We start from the raw sequence: 13752 nt of genomic DNA on the forward strand, positions 1-13752 counted from the left end.
GCTGGCGTAGCCTGCGATGCCGACACCGCACAACCACCTGACACCACAGTGCCCCTATCGCCGGCGATGCCGGCTCCCACAATGACCAGCCAGCCGTATCAGCTCACCCGCGCCAACGGGAACAGGCGCTTGAAGTTGGCCGTGGTCTGCTGCGCCAACTGCTCGTAGCGCTCCCCCCGCAGCATGGCGACGAACTCCGCCACTTCCCGCACGTACTGTGGCAGGTTCGGCTTGCCTCGGTAGGGAATCGGCGCCAGGTAAGGCGAGTCGGTCTCCACCAACAGTCGATCGGCCGGCACCTGGCGGGCCACATCGCGCAAGGCATCGGCATTGCGGAAGGTGACGATGCCGGACAAGGAGATGTAGTAACCCAGGTCCAGCGCCGCCTTGGCCATGTCCCAGTCTTCGGTGAAGCAATGCAGCACCCCGGCCTGGCCCAGGTCGGCCTCGCGCAGCAAGGCCAGGGTGTCGGCGCGGGCCGCACGGGTGTGGATGATCACGGGCTTACCGGTGCTTTTCGCCGCTTGCAGGTGCAAACGGAAGGACGCCCGTTGCAGCTCGGCCGCTTCCGGCTCGTAGTGGTAGTCCAGGCCGGTTTCGCCGATAGCCACCACATGCGGGTGCTCAAGCTCCTTGAGCAGCCAGTCCAGGGCCGGCGCGCCGTCGCTGGAAAGGTCCAGCGGGTGGATGCCCACCGAGCAGTCGACATCACTGTAGCGCTCGCTCAGGTCCTTGACCGCTGCCGCATTGTCGGCGCTCACACCAATGCACAGGAAGTGCCCTACCCCTCTCGCCCGCGCAGCCTCCAGGGCAGCATCAAGAGAACCCTGGTGGGCCGAAAGGTCGAGGCGATCGAGGTGGCAATGGGAATCTACAAGCATGGCATCACGGCAACTGTGGAAAATGAATGGATTCGGGCGGGCCGGCTCAACGCTGGCCGGGCAACATGGCCCAGGACGCCAGCAGTGCTTCGAGCAACAGCACGCGGTTGAGGTTGGCCTTGGACATGACCTTCTGGCGTTGGGCGAGGATCCAGTCCTGGATCTCCAGCACCTTGCCCTGCCCGCTCTTCTGCGCCAGGTACTGCACGACCTTGCGCATATCGTTCAAGCCTAATCCTTCCTCATCCTCGGTCAACTGATAGCGCAGGATCAGGTTGGACCAGTCGCAGAACCAGTCGAACAGCTGCAACAAGGGAATGGCATTCCAGGCCTCGGCCAGCTGGCTGGGGGATTGCTGTTGCTTGAGCAGTTTCTTCACCCCGTCGACCACCTGCGCACGCTGTTCGCGCACGCCCTGGGCATTCAGGCTGACGGCGGCCAGCGGTGAACCGGCAGCAAGGCTCAACAGCTCCAGGCGCTCCTGCTCGTCGCATTCAGGCAGTGCACGGCTCAACCAGGCCAGGCTCTGGGCGGTATCGGGCAAGGGACAGGCCTGCTGCACGCAGCGGCTCTTGATGGTGGGCAACAAGCGGCTGGGCTGGTGGCTGACCAGGAGCAGCACGGTGTCGCCGGACGGCTCTTCCAGGCTCTTGAGCAAGGCATTGGAGGCATTGATGTTCATCGCCTCGACCGGCTCGATCAGCACCACCTTGCGCCCACCCAGCTGGGCCGTCTGGACCACGAAGGACACCAGGTCGCGCACCTGGTCGACCTTGATCGCCTTGTCGGCCTCCTCCGGCTCCAGCACATAGTTGTCCGGGTGGCTGCCGGCCGCGAGCAACAGGCAGGACTTGCACTGACCACAGGCTTGGAGGTTGGCCGGACGCTGGCACAGCAACAGGGCCATCAGGCGCTCGGCCAGGGCGCGCTTGCCGATACCCTGAGGCCCATGCAGCAGGTAGGCATGGGCATGCTGGGTGCGCCCGGCCAGCTGCTGCCACAGCGCCTGTTGCCAGGGGTAGGCTTCAGCCACGGCAACGCTCCAGGATTCGCGGCAGCACGGTATCCAGTGTTTGCTGTACCTGCGCCAGCGACTGAGACGCATCGATCAGCGTGTAGCGTTGCGGGGCCGCCTTGGCCCGCGCCAGATAGGCCTGGCGTACGGCCTCGAAGAACGCCTGGCCTTCTTGCTCGAAGCGGTCCAGGCGACCACGGGCCGCGGCCCGGGACAAGCCGATTTCCACCGGCAGGTCGAAGACCAGGGTCAGGTCAGGACGCAGTTCGCCCTGGACAAACTGCTCGAGGGTGGCGATGCGCTCAAGGGACAAGCCGCGACCACCTCCCTGATAGGCGTAGGTGGCATCGGTAAAACGGTCGCACAGCACCACCGCGCCTCGCGCCAGCGCCGGACGAATCACTTGCGCCAGGTGCTGGGCGCGGGCGGCGAACACCAGCAGCAGCTCGGTGTCGGCGTCCATGGTTTCGTCGCTGGGCGCCAGCAGCAGTTCGCGTATCTTTTCGGCCAGCGGGGTACCACCGGGCTCACGGGTCAGGACCACGTCCACGCCCTGGGCGCGCAGATGCCCGGCCAGGTACTCGCGGTTGGTACTCTTGCCCGCGCCTTCGGGACCTTCCAGGGTAATAAACAAGCCGCTCACAGGCAGTCCTTACAATTGATCATTGCGGGGTAGTTTCGCTGTCCGGCGCCGACGCTTCAGTCTGCGACTCCGGCTGCGCTTCAGGCTGCACCTGCGACGGCTCCGGCTGCTCGTCAAGCGCTTCCTGCGGCACCTCGACTGCAGGCTGGCCCTCGGGCGCGGGGCTGGAGCGATAATCGGCACGACGCTTGAGCTGAAACTCGCGAACCGCCGAGTTATGCGCATCCAGGTCATCGGAGAAGACATGGCTGCCATCGCCACGGGCGACGAAATACAAGCTGGTGCCCGGCGTCGGGTTCAGCGCCGCGTGAATCGCCTCGCGACCGACCATGGCGATCGGCGTCGGCGGCAGGCCGGCATTGGTGTAGGTATTGTATGGCGTCGGCTCGCGCAGGTCGGAACGGCTGATCTTGCCGTTGTAGCGCTCACCCATGCCGTAGATCACGGTCGGGTCGGTCTGCAGCAGCATACCGATGCGCATGCGCCGCACGAAGACGCCGGCAATCTCGCCGCGCTCCTGGGGTACGCCGGTTTCCTTCTCGACGAGCGAAGCCATGATCAGCGCCTGGTACGGATCGCGATAAGGCAAGTCGGTCGGACGCTCCGCCCACTCCTTGGCCAGCACCTCCTCGAGACGAGCATAGGCCTGCTGCAGGAACTCCACATCGGTCATGCCACGCACGAAGCGGTAGGTGTCGGGGAAAAAACGCCCCTCGGGAAAGACGCCGGGATGGCCGAGCTTGTCCATCACGTCGGCATCGCTGAGGCCATCGAGGGTCTGCTTGATCTTTTCATGCTTGGCCAGTGCCGCACGCACCTGGCGGAAGTTCCAGCCCTCGACCAGGGTCAGGCTGTATTGCACCACGTCGCCACGACGCCAGACCTCGAACAGGTCGTGTACGGTCATGCCCGGACTCAGGCGGTATTCACCGGTGTGCAGCGGCACGCCGGCCATGTTGAAGCGCCAGTACAAACGCAGCCAGAACGCATCGTCGAGCAGGCCTTCGCGCTCCATGCGGTAGAACATGCGGTTGGGGTTGGTGCCGGTAGGCACGTCGAGCAATTGCTCCTGGCTGACGTGCAGGGGCTGGTCCAGCGCCGAGTTCACCTTCCAGGCGGAAAAACCCAGCATCAGGCCTGCCAGAATCAATCCGGTCTCCAGCAGCACCAAGAATTTACGTCTCACAAATCAGGTATCCAGTAGCGTACGGGCAATGGCCTGCAGTTTACGGGTGAGCGGCCCCGGCGGCCAGTTCAGCGATGCAAAAGCGCGCACCGGCCAGATGCCATAGACACTGTTGCAGACGAAGACCTCATCGGCCTGCTCCAGGTCCTGCAAGGACAGATCGGTAATGCGCACGGCAATACCGGCAACAGCCGCCTGCTCGATCAGCGCCGCGCGCATCACACCGGCCACGCCGCAGCGGCTCAGGTCGGCCGTCAGCAGCTCGCCTGCGCGCACCATGAACAGGTTACTGTACACCCCTTCGATGACCCGGCCCGACATATCGCGCATCAGCCCTTCGGCATGCTCGGTATCCTGCCACTCGGCCCGCGCCAGTACTTGCTCGAGCCGATTGAGGTGTTTGAGTCCGGCCAGCAGCGGTTGTTCCGCCAGGCGTGTGGAACAGGCAAACAGGCGTACGCCCTGCTCGGCATTGACGATGGGGTAAGCGGGCAATGGACTGCCCTGGAGGATGCGCCGCGGCGCGGCACCGGCAGCCGGCGCGTAGCCGCGCTGACTGTCACCACGGACCAGGATCAACTTGAGCACGCCGTCCCCCAGGGCACTGGCGTAACGGCACAGCTCATCGCGAATCAACCCGTGATCGGCGCTGATCGCCAGGCGCTGGCAACCCAGCGCCAGGCGTTCGAGGTGAAACTCGAGCAACGACGGTCGACCTGCCCGTACGGCGATGGTCTCGAACAGACCATCGCCGTACGCCAGCCCGCGGCTTTGCAGATTGACCGCATCGGCCGGCAGGCCATCGACCCAGGCGTGCATCAGCCGGCGAACCGGCGGAACACCAGCGAGCCGTTGGTACCACCAAAACCAAAGGAGTTGGACAGTACGACGTCGATCGGCATGTTGCGTGCCTCGTGCGGCACGAAGTCCAGATCGCAGCCCTGGTCCGGCTCATCGAGGTTGATGGTCGGCGGCGCCACCTGGCTGTTGATCGACAGCACGCTGAAGATCGCCTCAACCGCACCGGCAGCGCCGAGCAGGTGGCCAGTCATCGACTTGGTCGAGCTGACAGCCAGCTTGTAGGCGTGCTCACCGAACACCGACTTGATCGCCGAGGCTTCGGCCAGGTCACCGGCCGGGGTCGAGGTACCGTGGGCGTTGATGTAGTTCACCTGGTCGGCGTTCAGGCCGGCATCGCGCAAGGCATTGACCATGCAGCGCGCGGCGCCGCTGCCGTCTTCAGGCGGCGAGGTCATGTGGTAGGCGTCGCCGCTCATGCCGAAGCCCACCAGCTCGGCATAGATGGTCGCACCACGGGCCTTGGCATGTTCGAGTTCTTCGAGCACCAGAGCACCGGCGCCGTCGGACAGGACGAAACCGTCACGGCCCTTGTCCCATGGACGGCTGGCACGGGTCGGGTCGTCATTGCGGGTCGACAGTGCACGCGAGGCGCCGAAGCCCCCCATGCCCAGGCCGCAGGCGGCCATTTCCGCACCGCCGGCAATCATCACGTCGGCTTCACCGAAGGCGATGTTGCGCGCAGCCATACCGATACAGTGGGTACCGGTGGTGCAGGCAGTGGCAATGGCGTAGTTAGGTCCCTGTACACCCAGGTGGATCGACAGGAAACCGGAAATCATGTTGATGATCGAACCGGGTACGAAGAACGGCGAAATGCGCCGCGGGCCCTGGTCATGCAAGGTCCGGCTGGTTTCTTCGATGTTGGTCAGGCCACCGATACCCGAGCCCATGGCCACGCCGATGCGCTCGCGGTTGGCGTCGGTCACTTCCAGGCCGGCATTACGCACCGCCTGAAAACCGGCTGCCAGGCCGTACTGGATGAACAGGTCGAGCTTGCGGGCTTCCTTGACCGACAGGTACTGCTCGACTTCGAAGCCCTTTACCGAGCCGCCGAAACGGGTGGAGTAGGCAGACAGGTCCGTATGCTCGATCAGACCGATGCCACTGCGGCCAGCCAGAATGCCTTGCCAACTGCTCGGTACATCCGTACCCAGTGGCGACAGCATACCCATACCGGTGACCACGACGCGTCTACGCGACACAGCACTCTCCTTATTCACATTGACTACATGTCTTGTAAAGAAAAAACCGCACGCCGGCGAAGGCAGTGCGGTTTTTCCATGACAAGAAGCGACGACTACAACGTCTTAGGCCTGGTGGGCGTTGACGTAGTCGATAGCAGCTTGAACAGTAGTGATCTTCTCGGCTTCTTCGTCAGGGATTTCGGTCTCGAATTCCTCTTCCAGAGCCATCACCAGCTCAACGGTGTCAAGGGAATCGGCACCCAGATCTTCGACGAAGGAAGCAGTGTTCACTACTTCTTCTTCTTTAACGCCCAGTTGCTCGGCGACGATTTTCTTGACGCGTTCTTCGATGGTGCTCATACCTTGTTTTCACTCCTAATGGACATATGTCAGGCAGCTGGCCGGTGTGTAAGTGTATAGAAAGACGTCTGCTTTTCAAGCGCAACACGCCTCACCAGACCACACCTGCCAACCGACTAGAATCTGGTTGCAGCTTTATAACGGATTTTAGACAGCTCGTATGACATTTTTTTGAAGCAATCCGTCACATTCGATTTACATGTACATGCCGCCGTTGACCGGAATGGTCGCGCCGGTCACATAACCTGCGCCTTCGGAAGCCAGGAACGCCACCACATTGGCGATCTCCTGGGCCTGGCCCAGGCGGCCCAGTGGAATCTGGGTCTGCAGGGCTTCGCGCTGCGCTTCCGGCAGTTCGCGGGTCATGTCGGTGTCGATGAAGCCCGGGGTCACCGAGTTGACGGTGATGGCGCGCGAGCCGACTTCACGGGCCAGGGCGCGGCTGAAGCCTTCCAGGCCGGCCTTGGCGGCGGCGTAGTTGACCTGACCGACGTTACCCATGGCGCCGACCACCGAGCCGATGCTGATGATACGACCCCAACGGGCCTTGGTCATACCACGCAGTACGCCCTTGGACAGACGGTAGAGGCTGTTCAGGTTGGTGTCGATGACGTCGAACCACTCGTCGTCCTTCATGCGCAGCATGAGGTTGTCGCGGGTGATGCCGGCGTTGTTGACCAGGATGGTCGGCGCGCCGAACTGCTCCTGGATCGCGGCCAGGGTGGCGGTGACCGACTCGTCGCTGGTTACGTTCAGCTCCATGCCGGTGCCGGTGATGCCGTGTTCCTTGAGGGTGGCGGCGATACGCTCGGCACCCGAGGCGGAGGTCGCGGTACCGATCACGGTCGCGCCCAGACGGCCCAGTTCCAGGGCGATGGCCTGGCCGATACCACGGCTGGCGCCGGTAACCAGTGCAACTTTACCTTGCAGGCTCATGCAAGCTTCTCCTAAATCAGGCCAGCGCCGCACGGGTGGCGGCGACAGCATCCGGGGTATTGAGGTTGTAGGTGGTGACGCCTTCGGCGCAACGCTTGTTCAGGCCGGCCAGGACCTTGCCCGGGCCGCACTCGACCAGGTTGACCGGGCCATTGGCGGCCAGGGTCTGCACGCACTCGACCCAGCGCACTGGCTGGTAGAGCTGTGCCAGCAGGTCTTGCTTGAGCGCCGTCAGGTCTGCGGCGACTGCTGCGGTGACGTTCTGCACCACCGGAATTTGCGGGGCCTTCCAATCGATGGCATTGACCGACTCGGCGAAGCGCTCGGCAGCCGGGCGCATCAGCTCGCAGTGCGACGGTACGCTGACCGGCAATGGCAGTGCACGCTTGGCGCCCTTGACCTTGCAGGCTTCCATGGCGCGTTCGACAGCCGCCTTGGCACCGGCGATGACCACTTGGCCCGGCGAGTTGAAGTTGACCGCACTGACCACTTCGCCCTGGGCTGCTTCGGCGCAAATGGCGACGACATCGGCGTCGTCCAGGCCGAGAATGGCAGCCATGGCGCCCTGCCCGACCGGCACGGCTTCCTGCATCAGTTGACCGCGGCGCTCGACCAGCTTGACCGCATCGGCCAGGCTCAGGCTGCCAGCGGCGACCAGCGCGCTGTACTCGCCCAGGCTGTGACCGGAAACGAATGCAGGGCGTGCGCCGCCTTCGTCAAGCCACAGGCGCCACAGGGCGATGGAAGCGGTCAGGATGGCGGGCTGGGTTTTATCGGTCTGATTGAGTTGCTCCTCCGGGCCTTCCTGGACCAGTTTCCACAGGTCGTAACCCAGAGCCTCGGAAGCTTCCTTGAAGGTCTCGATGATCAGCGGCTTTTCTGCGCCGAGCTCGGCGAGCATGCCGAGGGACTGCGAACCTTGACCGGGAAAGACGAATGCGAGGGATGCAGACATTGAACAAGCCCCTAATGATCTTGTCGTCGGAAAATGAAGCGCCCGGCACCGGGCCGAGCACAAGAAACTGAAGACTTGGATGATAGCGAGCACCAAGCGGTCACATTTAACCACTTCCTGGCGGATATGCCTAAAGCAACAGGTCTTCCAGGCGCCCGTGCAGACGCTCGGGCAGGTTCTCCTGAATCTCGATCAGGGCGCGCTGGATGGCGCTCTGGAACCCTTGCACGCCAGCAGACCCATGACTCTTGATGACAATGCCCTGAAGGCCGAGAAAGCTTGCGCCGTTGTGTCGTGCAGGCGCGAGGTCGGCACGCAGGCGCTTGAGCAGCGGCATGGCCATGGCGCCCGCCAGGCGCGCACCCATGCCACCCTTGAACAGGGCTTCGATGCGCGAGGCGATCATGGTCGCCAGCCCTTCACTGGACTTGAGCAGGATATTGCCGACGAAACCGTCGCACACCACCACATCGGCCTCGCCGCGATACAGGCCATCGCCTTCGACAAAGCCGATGTAGTTCAGGCCCCGGGCGTTCTGCAGCAGGTTGGCCGCAAGCTTGACCTGCTGGTTGCCCTTGATGTCTTCGGTGCCGACATTGAGCAGCGCCACGCGTGGGCGCGATATCCCCAGGGCCTGGGCCGCCACCGACCCCATCACGGCGAACTGGAACAGGTTTTCCGCACTGCAATCGACATTGGCACCCAGGTCGAGCAACTGGCAGTAGCCGGTCTGGGTCGGAATAGCCGCGACCATGGCCGGACGGTCGATACCGGGCAGGGTCTTGAGCACATAGCGCGACAGCGCCATCAGCGCACCGGTGTTACCGGCGCTGACGCAGGCCTGGACCTTGCCATCACGCAATAACTCGAGGGCCACGCGCATGGACGAATCGGGCTTGCCGCGCAACGCCTGGGACGGCCGCTCGTCCATGCCGATCACTTCGCTGGCCGCAACAATCTGCAGGCGCGCGCGATCCGCTGCCGACTGGCCAGCGATCAGATCTTCAAGGAGGGAGGGTTGACCGACGAGGGTCAGGTGCAGCGAGGGGGTAGCCGACAGGCAAGCAATACTCGCCTGAACAATGCTGCGGGGACCGAAGTCCCCGCCCATTGCGTCAATCGCAATGATCTGAGCGGACAAGGATTACTCGTCAGCGCCCTTGTCGATCACTTTACGACCACGGTATACGCCTTCTGGCGATACGTGGTGACGCAGGTGCACTTCACCAGTGGTTTTCTCTACGGACAGAGCGTTTTCCGAGAGGGCGTCGTGGGAACGGCGCATGTCACGGGCAGAGCGGGATTTTTTGTTCTGCTGAACAGCCATAATTGATTAACTCCTAAACGTTTGGGTCACGCTTTAACTGCGCCAATACACTGAACGGGTTGGACCGTGTTACCTCGTCCTTGCTCGGTTCGGGCTCATCGGCGCCCGCCGGCTGCTGGCATTCTTCCGGATGATGAGCAGGCACGATGGGCAGGGCGAGCAGAAGCTCTTCCTCGACCAAGGCCTGCAGATCCAAAGGATCTTCGCCCAGTTCCAGCACGTCATAACCTTTCGGTAACGACTGGGTATTCGCACCCTCCTTCACCACGGCGTAGGTACACTCGCTGTGGATCGGCAGGGTGACCAGCTCAAGACAACGCTGGCAAACCATCTTGACCTCGACGTCGAGTTCGGTGTGGATCACCACAGCCTTCTGCTCGTCTCGCTCAAAATCGAATTTAGCCTGCACCGTACCGACATCGTCGGAAAGCGGGTCGCAGAGTCTCTCCAAATCGGCGAGCTGCAGCGTTCCTGTAATGGAAACACCACGATCGGCCAATTTGCGCGGGTCAACGTGAGGTGGAATCGGGTCATTCAACATAGGCGCAGCATTCTAGGGATGACCCCCGCCCCTGTCAAAGGAAATTCGGCCCCGTTCAGCATGTTAGAATCGTTTCACCTGCCCAGGAGTTTATCATGCCGCCCTTGTTACTGGCTTCCAGCTCACCTTATCGCCGTGAATTGCTCGAACGGCTGCGCCTGCCGTTCAGCTGGGCGAGCCCCGACATAGACGAACAGCGCCTCGTCGATGAGCCCGCCGTGGACCTGGTCAAGCGACTGGCCCGGGAAAAAGCCCAGGCCCTGGCCGCAAGCCACCCCAACCACCTGATCATCGGCTCCGACCAGGTCGCCGTGCTCGGCGAACAGATCCTCGGCAAGCCGCACACCTTTGAACGGGCCTGCGAGCAACTGTTGGCCGCCAGCGGCAATCACGTCACCTTTCTGACCGGTGTGGCCCTGCTCAACAGCCAGACCGGCCGCTGCCAGGTCGATTGCGTCCCCTTCACGGTGTGCATGCGCGAACTGGACCTGGCGCGCATCGAGCGCTACCTGCGCGCCGAAGAGCCCTATGACTGCGCCGGCAGCTTCAAGGCCGAAGGCCTGGGCGTCAGCCTGTTCCAGAGCACCCACGGGGTCGACGCCACCAGCCTGGTCGGCCTGCCACTGATCCGCCTGATCGACATGCTGCTGGCCGAGGGCGTGAACCTACCGTAACCCTGTAGGAGCGGGCTTGCCCCGCGATGGCAGCGTGCCAGTCACATCGCATCGCGGGGCAAGCCCGCTCCCACCCCACCAGCATCTGCGACGGACACAAAAAAGCCGACCCCCGGGCCGGCTTTTCATTTGCAGCGAATCACTCAGCGCAGCGACGGCCCCTGGAAGCCCATCCACAGCGCCAGGCGCTCGGCAATGCTGGTGCCCAGGCGCTTGGAGAAGCGATCGAACGGCGACTCCTCGACGGTAAAGTCCACCAGCTCCTTCTCACCCACCACTTCGCGCGCCACATAGCCGGCACTGCCCAGGCCATCCACCAACCCCAGGGCCAGCGCCTGCTCGCCCGACCAGATCAGGCCACTGAACAGCTCGGGATGCTCCTTGTCTTTCAGGCGATCACCACGCCCCTGCTTGACGCTGGCAATGAACTGCTTGTGAGTGGTTTCCAGCACACCCTGCCAGAAAGCCGTCTCTTCCGGCTTCTGCGGCTGGAACGGATCGAGGAAGGCCTTGTGCTCGCCTGCAGTGTAGGTGCGTCGCTCGACACCCAGCTTCTCCATGGTACCGACAAAGCCGTAGCCCGCCGCCGTAACACCGATGGAACCGACCAGACTGGCCTTGTCGGCATAGATCTGGTCGGCGGCACTGGCGATGTAATAGGCGCCGGAAGCCCCCAGATCACTGATGACCGCGTACAGCTTGATTGCCGGGTATTCGGCGCGCAGGCGGCGAATCTCGTCGTAGATATACCCCGACTGCACCGGACTGCCGCCTGGGCTGTTGATGCGCAGGATCACCGCTTTGGTTTTCGAGTCCTTGAATGCATCGCGCAGGCCGCTGACGATGTTGTCAGCGCTGGCAGGCTCCTGGTCGGCAATCATTCCGCGCACCTCGACCAGCGCGGTATGGCTGACGCTGCGCGAGGCTGCCTTGTCCATGTCCATCAAGGGCGTGAACAAGGCCAGGAGGCCAAACAGGTAAACAAAGGTCAGCAGCTTGAAGAAAATCCCCCAGCGACGCGCACGACGCTGCTCCTGCACGCCAGCCAGCAGGGTTTTCTCCAGCAGCTTCCAGCTTTTCTGCTCTTCGTTGTTTTCGGCGTCGGGCGCCTTCCATTCGTCAGCCATGCTCACCTACCCTGGAATTACCGCGGCAGGCGTCCGGCTCAGCCAGGCCTGCAAATGTGAAAAATGCTCGATACAGACCTGCGGCCCGAAAGCGCTCAAGGCTTGCGGCGACATGGCCCCGTAGCCGACCGCCACCGAATGCATGCCGGCATTGCTGGCCATCAACAGGTCGAACGATGAGTCGCCAACCATCAATGCGCGCGCAGGCTCGACCTGGCAATGGGCGAGGATTTCCTCGAGCATCTGCGGATGGGGCTTGCCCCGGCTTTCGTCGGCAGCCCGGGTGATATCGAAGTAATCCTCCCAGCCATTGGCCCGCAGCACCCGGTCCAGGCCGCGACGCGCCTTGCCGGTGGCTACAGCCAGACGATAACCCTGGGCACGGAAGACTTCCAGCGACTCGACCACCCCCTCGAACAGCGGCGACGGCTGGTCGTCGAGGGCCATGTAGACATCGGCGTAGTGCTGGCGAAAGGTCGCCACCTGTCCGGCATCCAGGTGCGGATACAGCACGCTGATGGCCTCGGGCAGCGCCAGGCCGATGATGCCTTTTACCGCTCCCTCGTCACTGACGGCCTCACCGGCACGCCCGGCCGCCAGGTGCATGGCCTCGACAATGCGCCCGATCGAATCCGCCAGGGTGCCGTCCCAATCGAAGATCAGCAGGTCGTAATCACGCTGCACTCAGGCGCTCCACGGTCTTGGCCCACATCTCGTCGACCGGCGCTTCCAGCTTGAGCTCACCACCGTCCGGCAGTGGCACGGTCAGGGCGTAGGCATGCAGGAACAGGCGCTTGCCGCCCAGTTCGCGAATCTCGCGGGTGAAATCTTCATCGCCGTACTTGCTGTCGCCAGCAATGCTGTGACCGGCATGCAGGGCATGCACACGAATCTGGTGGGTACGCCCGGTGATCGGACGCGCCTCGACCAGGGTGGCGAACTCACCGAAGCGGCGCAGCACGCGGAACAGGGTCAGCGCTTCCTTGCCCTCGTCGTTGACCTCGACCATGCGCTCGCCGGAGCGCAGGTTGCTCTTGAGCAAGGGCGCGTTGATCTGCTTCTTCGCGGTCGCCCAGTGGCCACGCACCAGCGCCATGTAGCGCTTGTCGACACCGTCGCCGCGCAAGGCGGTGTGCAGGTGACGCAACATGCTGCGCTTCTTGGCGATCATCAGCAGGCCCGAGGTATCGCGATCGAGGCGATGAACCAGCTCCAGTTCCTTGGCATCGGGACGCAACTGACGAAAGGCCTCGATCACGCCGAAACTCAGACCGCTGCCGCCGTGCACGGCAATACCGGCCGGTTTATTGAGCACGATCAAAGCCTTGTCTTCATAGACAATGGCGGCCTCAAGGCGCTGAAGCAATCCCTGGGCCACAGGCACGGGCTCGTCGCGCTCAGGCAGACGAACGGGCGGAACACGCACCACGTCACCCGCCTGCAGCTTGTACTCAGGCTTGATCCGGCCCTTGTTCACCCGCACTTCGCCTTTGCGCAAGATGCGGTAAATCAAGGTCTTGGGCACACCTTTGAGCGCAGTGATGAGGAAATTATCGATTCGTTGGCCGGCAAGTTCCGGCGCGACCTCAATCAGCTGGACGCCGGAGGTCGGAGGGGCATTAGTCGTCATTTGCCAATCATAACAATTTTTGATGGATTTGAAGCACTTAATGATTGCTGCTATAGTCGCGAACGCCGCCAAAAGCGGCTGGCCAGCGGACCCACGGCTTCTAGCCGGCCCTGACCGACGCAATTCTCGAGGACGCGAGGCCGTCCGACGGGGCTTTTGCCAGTTTACAGAAATGCCTGGAATCGCCACCAGCGCCGTGCAGAGAAGACCGATAAAAAACTACAAGAGCGGTATTTCGCCCTCCCCCACGTTTTTTTCGATGCCACTCTGCCAGTGCCGTCAATTTCACGCACTCATGGCGAAGGCTTCGGAAACACCTGCCTTAGACATAAAAAGGCGCGGGCTCCCGTATCGGAGCCGGCGAAAATGCAACCCGTTGCGGATTCAGCGCGCGGCAGCACCCGAATTATCAGGGATACGTGTAGGGTGGAG

Annotated in this window: 16 protein-coding genes; 1 reads left to right on the plus strand and 15 read right to left on the minus strand. The window is 62.9% G+C overall.

All coding sequences use genetic code 11. From position 1 onward, the window contains the following. Nucleotides 1-98: 98 nt before the first annotated feature. The 12 genes from ACIQUS_RS10420 to ACIQUS_RS10475 form a co-directional block, all read right to left on the minus strand. Nucleotides 99-881 (minus strand): TatD family hydrolase, encoded by a 783-nt coding sequence (locus tag ACIQUS_RS10420; RefSeq protein WP_403046389.1) that lies wholly within the window; start codon nucleotides 879-881, stop codon nucleotides 99-101. Between the two features lie 46 nt (nucleotides 882-927). Further along, nucleotides 928-1914: a DNA polymerase III subunit delta' gene (locus tag ACIQUS_RS10425; protein WP_403046392.1), complete on the minus strand. Its 987-nt coding sequence runs from the start codon at nucleotides 1912-1914 to the stop codon at nucleotides 928-930. Beyond that, on the minus strand, nucleotides 1907-2539 hold the full coding sequence (gene tmk, locus ACIQUS_RS10430) for a dTMP kinase (protein WP_403046395.1): 633 nt from the start codon (nucleotides 2537-2539) through the stop codon (nucleotides 1907-1909). The genes ACIQUS_RS10425 and tmk overlap by 8 nt, the downstream gene beginning before the upstream one ends. 19 nt (nucleotides 2540-2558) lie before the next feature. After that, a complete protein-coding gene (gene mltG, locus ACIQUS_RS10435) occupies nucleotides 2559-3725 on the minus strand; it encodes an endolytic transglycosylase MltG (RefSeq protein WP_403046398.1) in 1167 nt (388 codons plus the stop codon). A 3-nt stretch (nucleotides 3726-3728) separates the two neighbouring features. Further along, nucleotides 3729-4544 (minus strand): aminodeoxychorismate lyase, encoded by an 816-nt coding sequence (pabC, locus tag ACIQUS_RS10440; protein ID WP_403046401.1) that lies wholly within the window; start codon nucleotides 4542-4544, stop codon nucleotides 3729-3731. Next, complete coding sequence (fabF, locus tag ACIQUS_RS10445; RefSeq protein WP_403046404.1) at nucleotides 4544-5788, minus strand: beta-ketoacyl-ACP synthase II; 1245 nt, start codon at nucleotides 5786-5788, stop codon at nucleotides 4544-4546. Before fabF ends, pabC begins: the two co-directional genes overlap by 1 nt. A gap of 105 nt (nucleotides 5789-5893) precedes the next feature. Beyond that, complete coding sequence (gene acpP / locus ACIQUS_RS10450) at nucleotides 5894-6130, minus strand: acyl carrier protein (RefSeq protein WP_065257230.1); 237 nt, start codon at nucleotides 6128-6130, stop codon at nucleotides 5894-5896. 195 nt (nucleotides 6131-6325) lie between these two features. Beyond that, on the minus strand, nucleotides 6326-7066 hold the full coding sequence (gene fabG / locus ACIQUS_RS10455) for a 3-oxoacyl-ACP reductase FabG (protein WP_274112872.1): 741 nt from the start codon (nucleotides 7064-7066) through the stop codon (nucleotides 6326-6328). A gap of 16 nt (nucleotides 7067-7082) precedes the next feature. Continuing rightward, on the minus strand, nucleotides 7083-8021 hold the full coding sequence (gene fabD, locus ACIQUS_RS10460) for an ACP S-malonyltransferase (protein ID WP_403046410.1): 939 nt from the start codon (nucleotides 8019-8021) through the stop codon (nucleotides 7083-7085). A gap of 130 nt (nucleotides 8022-8151) precedes the next feature. Then, entirely contained in the window at nucleotides 8152-9162 is a 1011-nt protein-coding gene (plsX, locus tag ACIQUS_RS10465; protein WP_403046413.1) for a phosphate acyltransferase PlsX, read from the minus strand. Between the two features lie 3 nt (nucleotides 9163-9165). Continuing rightward, nucleotides 9166-9348 (minus strand): 50S ribosomal protein L32, encoded by a 183-nt coding sequence (rpmF, locus tag ACIQUS_RS10470; protein ID WP_010223221.1) that lies wholly within the window; start codon nucleotides 9346-9348, stop codon nucleotides 9166-9168. 13 nt (nucleotides 9349-9361) lie between these two features. After that, nucleotides 9362-9889 (minus strand): YceD family protein, encoded by a 528-nt coding sequence (locus ACIQUS_RS10475; RefSeq protein WP_403046416.1) that lies wholly within the window; start codon nucleotides 9887-9889, stop codon nucleotides 9362-9364. A 95-nt stretch (nucleotides 9890-9984) separates the two neighbouring features. On the opposite strand from ACIQUS_RS10475, the gene ACIQUS_RS10480 reads away from it, so the two are divergent. Beyond that, nucleotides 9985-10563: a Maf family protein gene (locus ACIQUS_RS10480; RefSeq protein ID WP_403046418.1), complete on the plus strand. Its 579-nt coding sequence runs from the start codon at nucleotides 9985-9987 to the stop codon at nucleotides 10561-10563. 143 nt (nucleotides 10564-10706) lie between these two features. Here ACIQUS_RS10480 and ACIQUS_RS10485 read toward each other — a convergent pair whose 3' ends face one another. From ACIQUS_RS10485 to rluC, 3 genes are read right to left on the minus strand one after another with little or no spacing between them, the layout of a single operon-like run. Continuing rightward, nucleotides 10707-11690, minus strand: coding sequence for a S49 family peptidase (locus ACIQUS_RS10485; RefSeq protein WP_403046421.1), 984 nt, complete (start codon nucleotides 11688-11690; stop codon nucleotides 10707-10709). A gap of 6 nt (nucleotides 11691-11696) precedes the next feature. Further along, entirely contained in the window at nucleotides 11697-12374 is a 678-nt protein-coding gene (locus ACIQUS_RS10490; RefSeq protein WP_403046423.1) for an HAD family hydrolase, read from the minus strand. Then, the gene (gene rluC, locus ACIQUS_RS10495; protein ID WP_403046425.1) at nucleotides 12364-13320 is read right to left on the minus strand and encodes a 23S rRNA pseudouridine(955/2504/2580) synthase RluC; all 957 of its coding nucleotides are present in this window, start codon (nucleotides 13318-13320) and stop codon (nucleotides 12364-12366) included. The genes ACIQUS_RS10490 and rluC overlap by 11 nt, the downstream gene beginning before the upstream one ends. Nucleotides 13321-13752: the final 432 nt, after the last annotated feature.

Source organism: Pseudomonas sp. NPDC090755 (assembly GCF_044769005.1).
Lineage (GTDB): Bacteria > Pseudomonadota > Gammaproteobacteria > Pseudomonadales > Pseudomonadaceae > Aquipseudomonas.

Coding starts and splice junctions, on each gene's coding strand:
- fabG (WP_274112872.1), bottom strand. CDS start 7,066: ATGAGCCTGCAAGGTAAAGTTGCACTGGTTACCGGCGCCAGCCGTGGT.
- fabD (WP_403046410.1), bottom strand. CDS start 8,021: ATGTCTGCATCCCTCGCATTCGTCTTTCCCGGTCAAGGTTCGCAGTCC.
- ACIQUS_RS10480 (WP_403046418.1), top strand. CDS start 9,985: ATGCCGCCCTTGTTACTGGCTTCCAGCTCACCTTATCGCCGTGAATTG.
- ACIQUS_RS10420 (WP_403046389.1), bottom strand. CDS start 881: ATGCTTGTAGATTCCCATTGCCACCTCGATCGCCTCGACCTTTCGGCC.
- ACIQUS_RS10485 (WP_403046421.1), bottom strand. CDS start 11,690: ATGGCTGACGAATGGAAGGCGCCCGACGCCGAAAACAACGAAGAGCAG.
- pabC (WP_403046401.1), bottom strand. CDS start 4,544: ATGCACGCCTGGGTCGATGGCCTGCCGGCCGATGCGGTCAATCTGCAA.
- rluC (WP_403046425.1), bottom strand. CDS start 13,320: ATGACGACTAATGCCCCTCCGACCTCCGGCGTCCAGCTGATTGAGGTC.
- rpmF (WP_010223221.1), bottom strand. CDS start 9,348: ATGGCTGTTCAGCAGAACAAAAAATCCCGCTCTGCCCGTGACATGCGC.
- acpP (WP_065257230.1), bottom strand. CDS start 6,130: ATGAGCACCATCGAAGAACGCGTCAAGAAAATCGTCGCCGAGCAACTG.
- ACIQUS_RS10475 (WP_403046416.1), bottom strand. CDS start 9,889: ATGTTGAATGACCCGATTCCACCTCACGTTGACCCGCGCAAATTGGCC.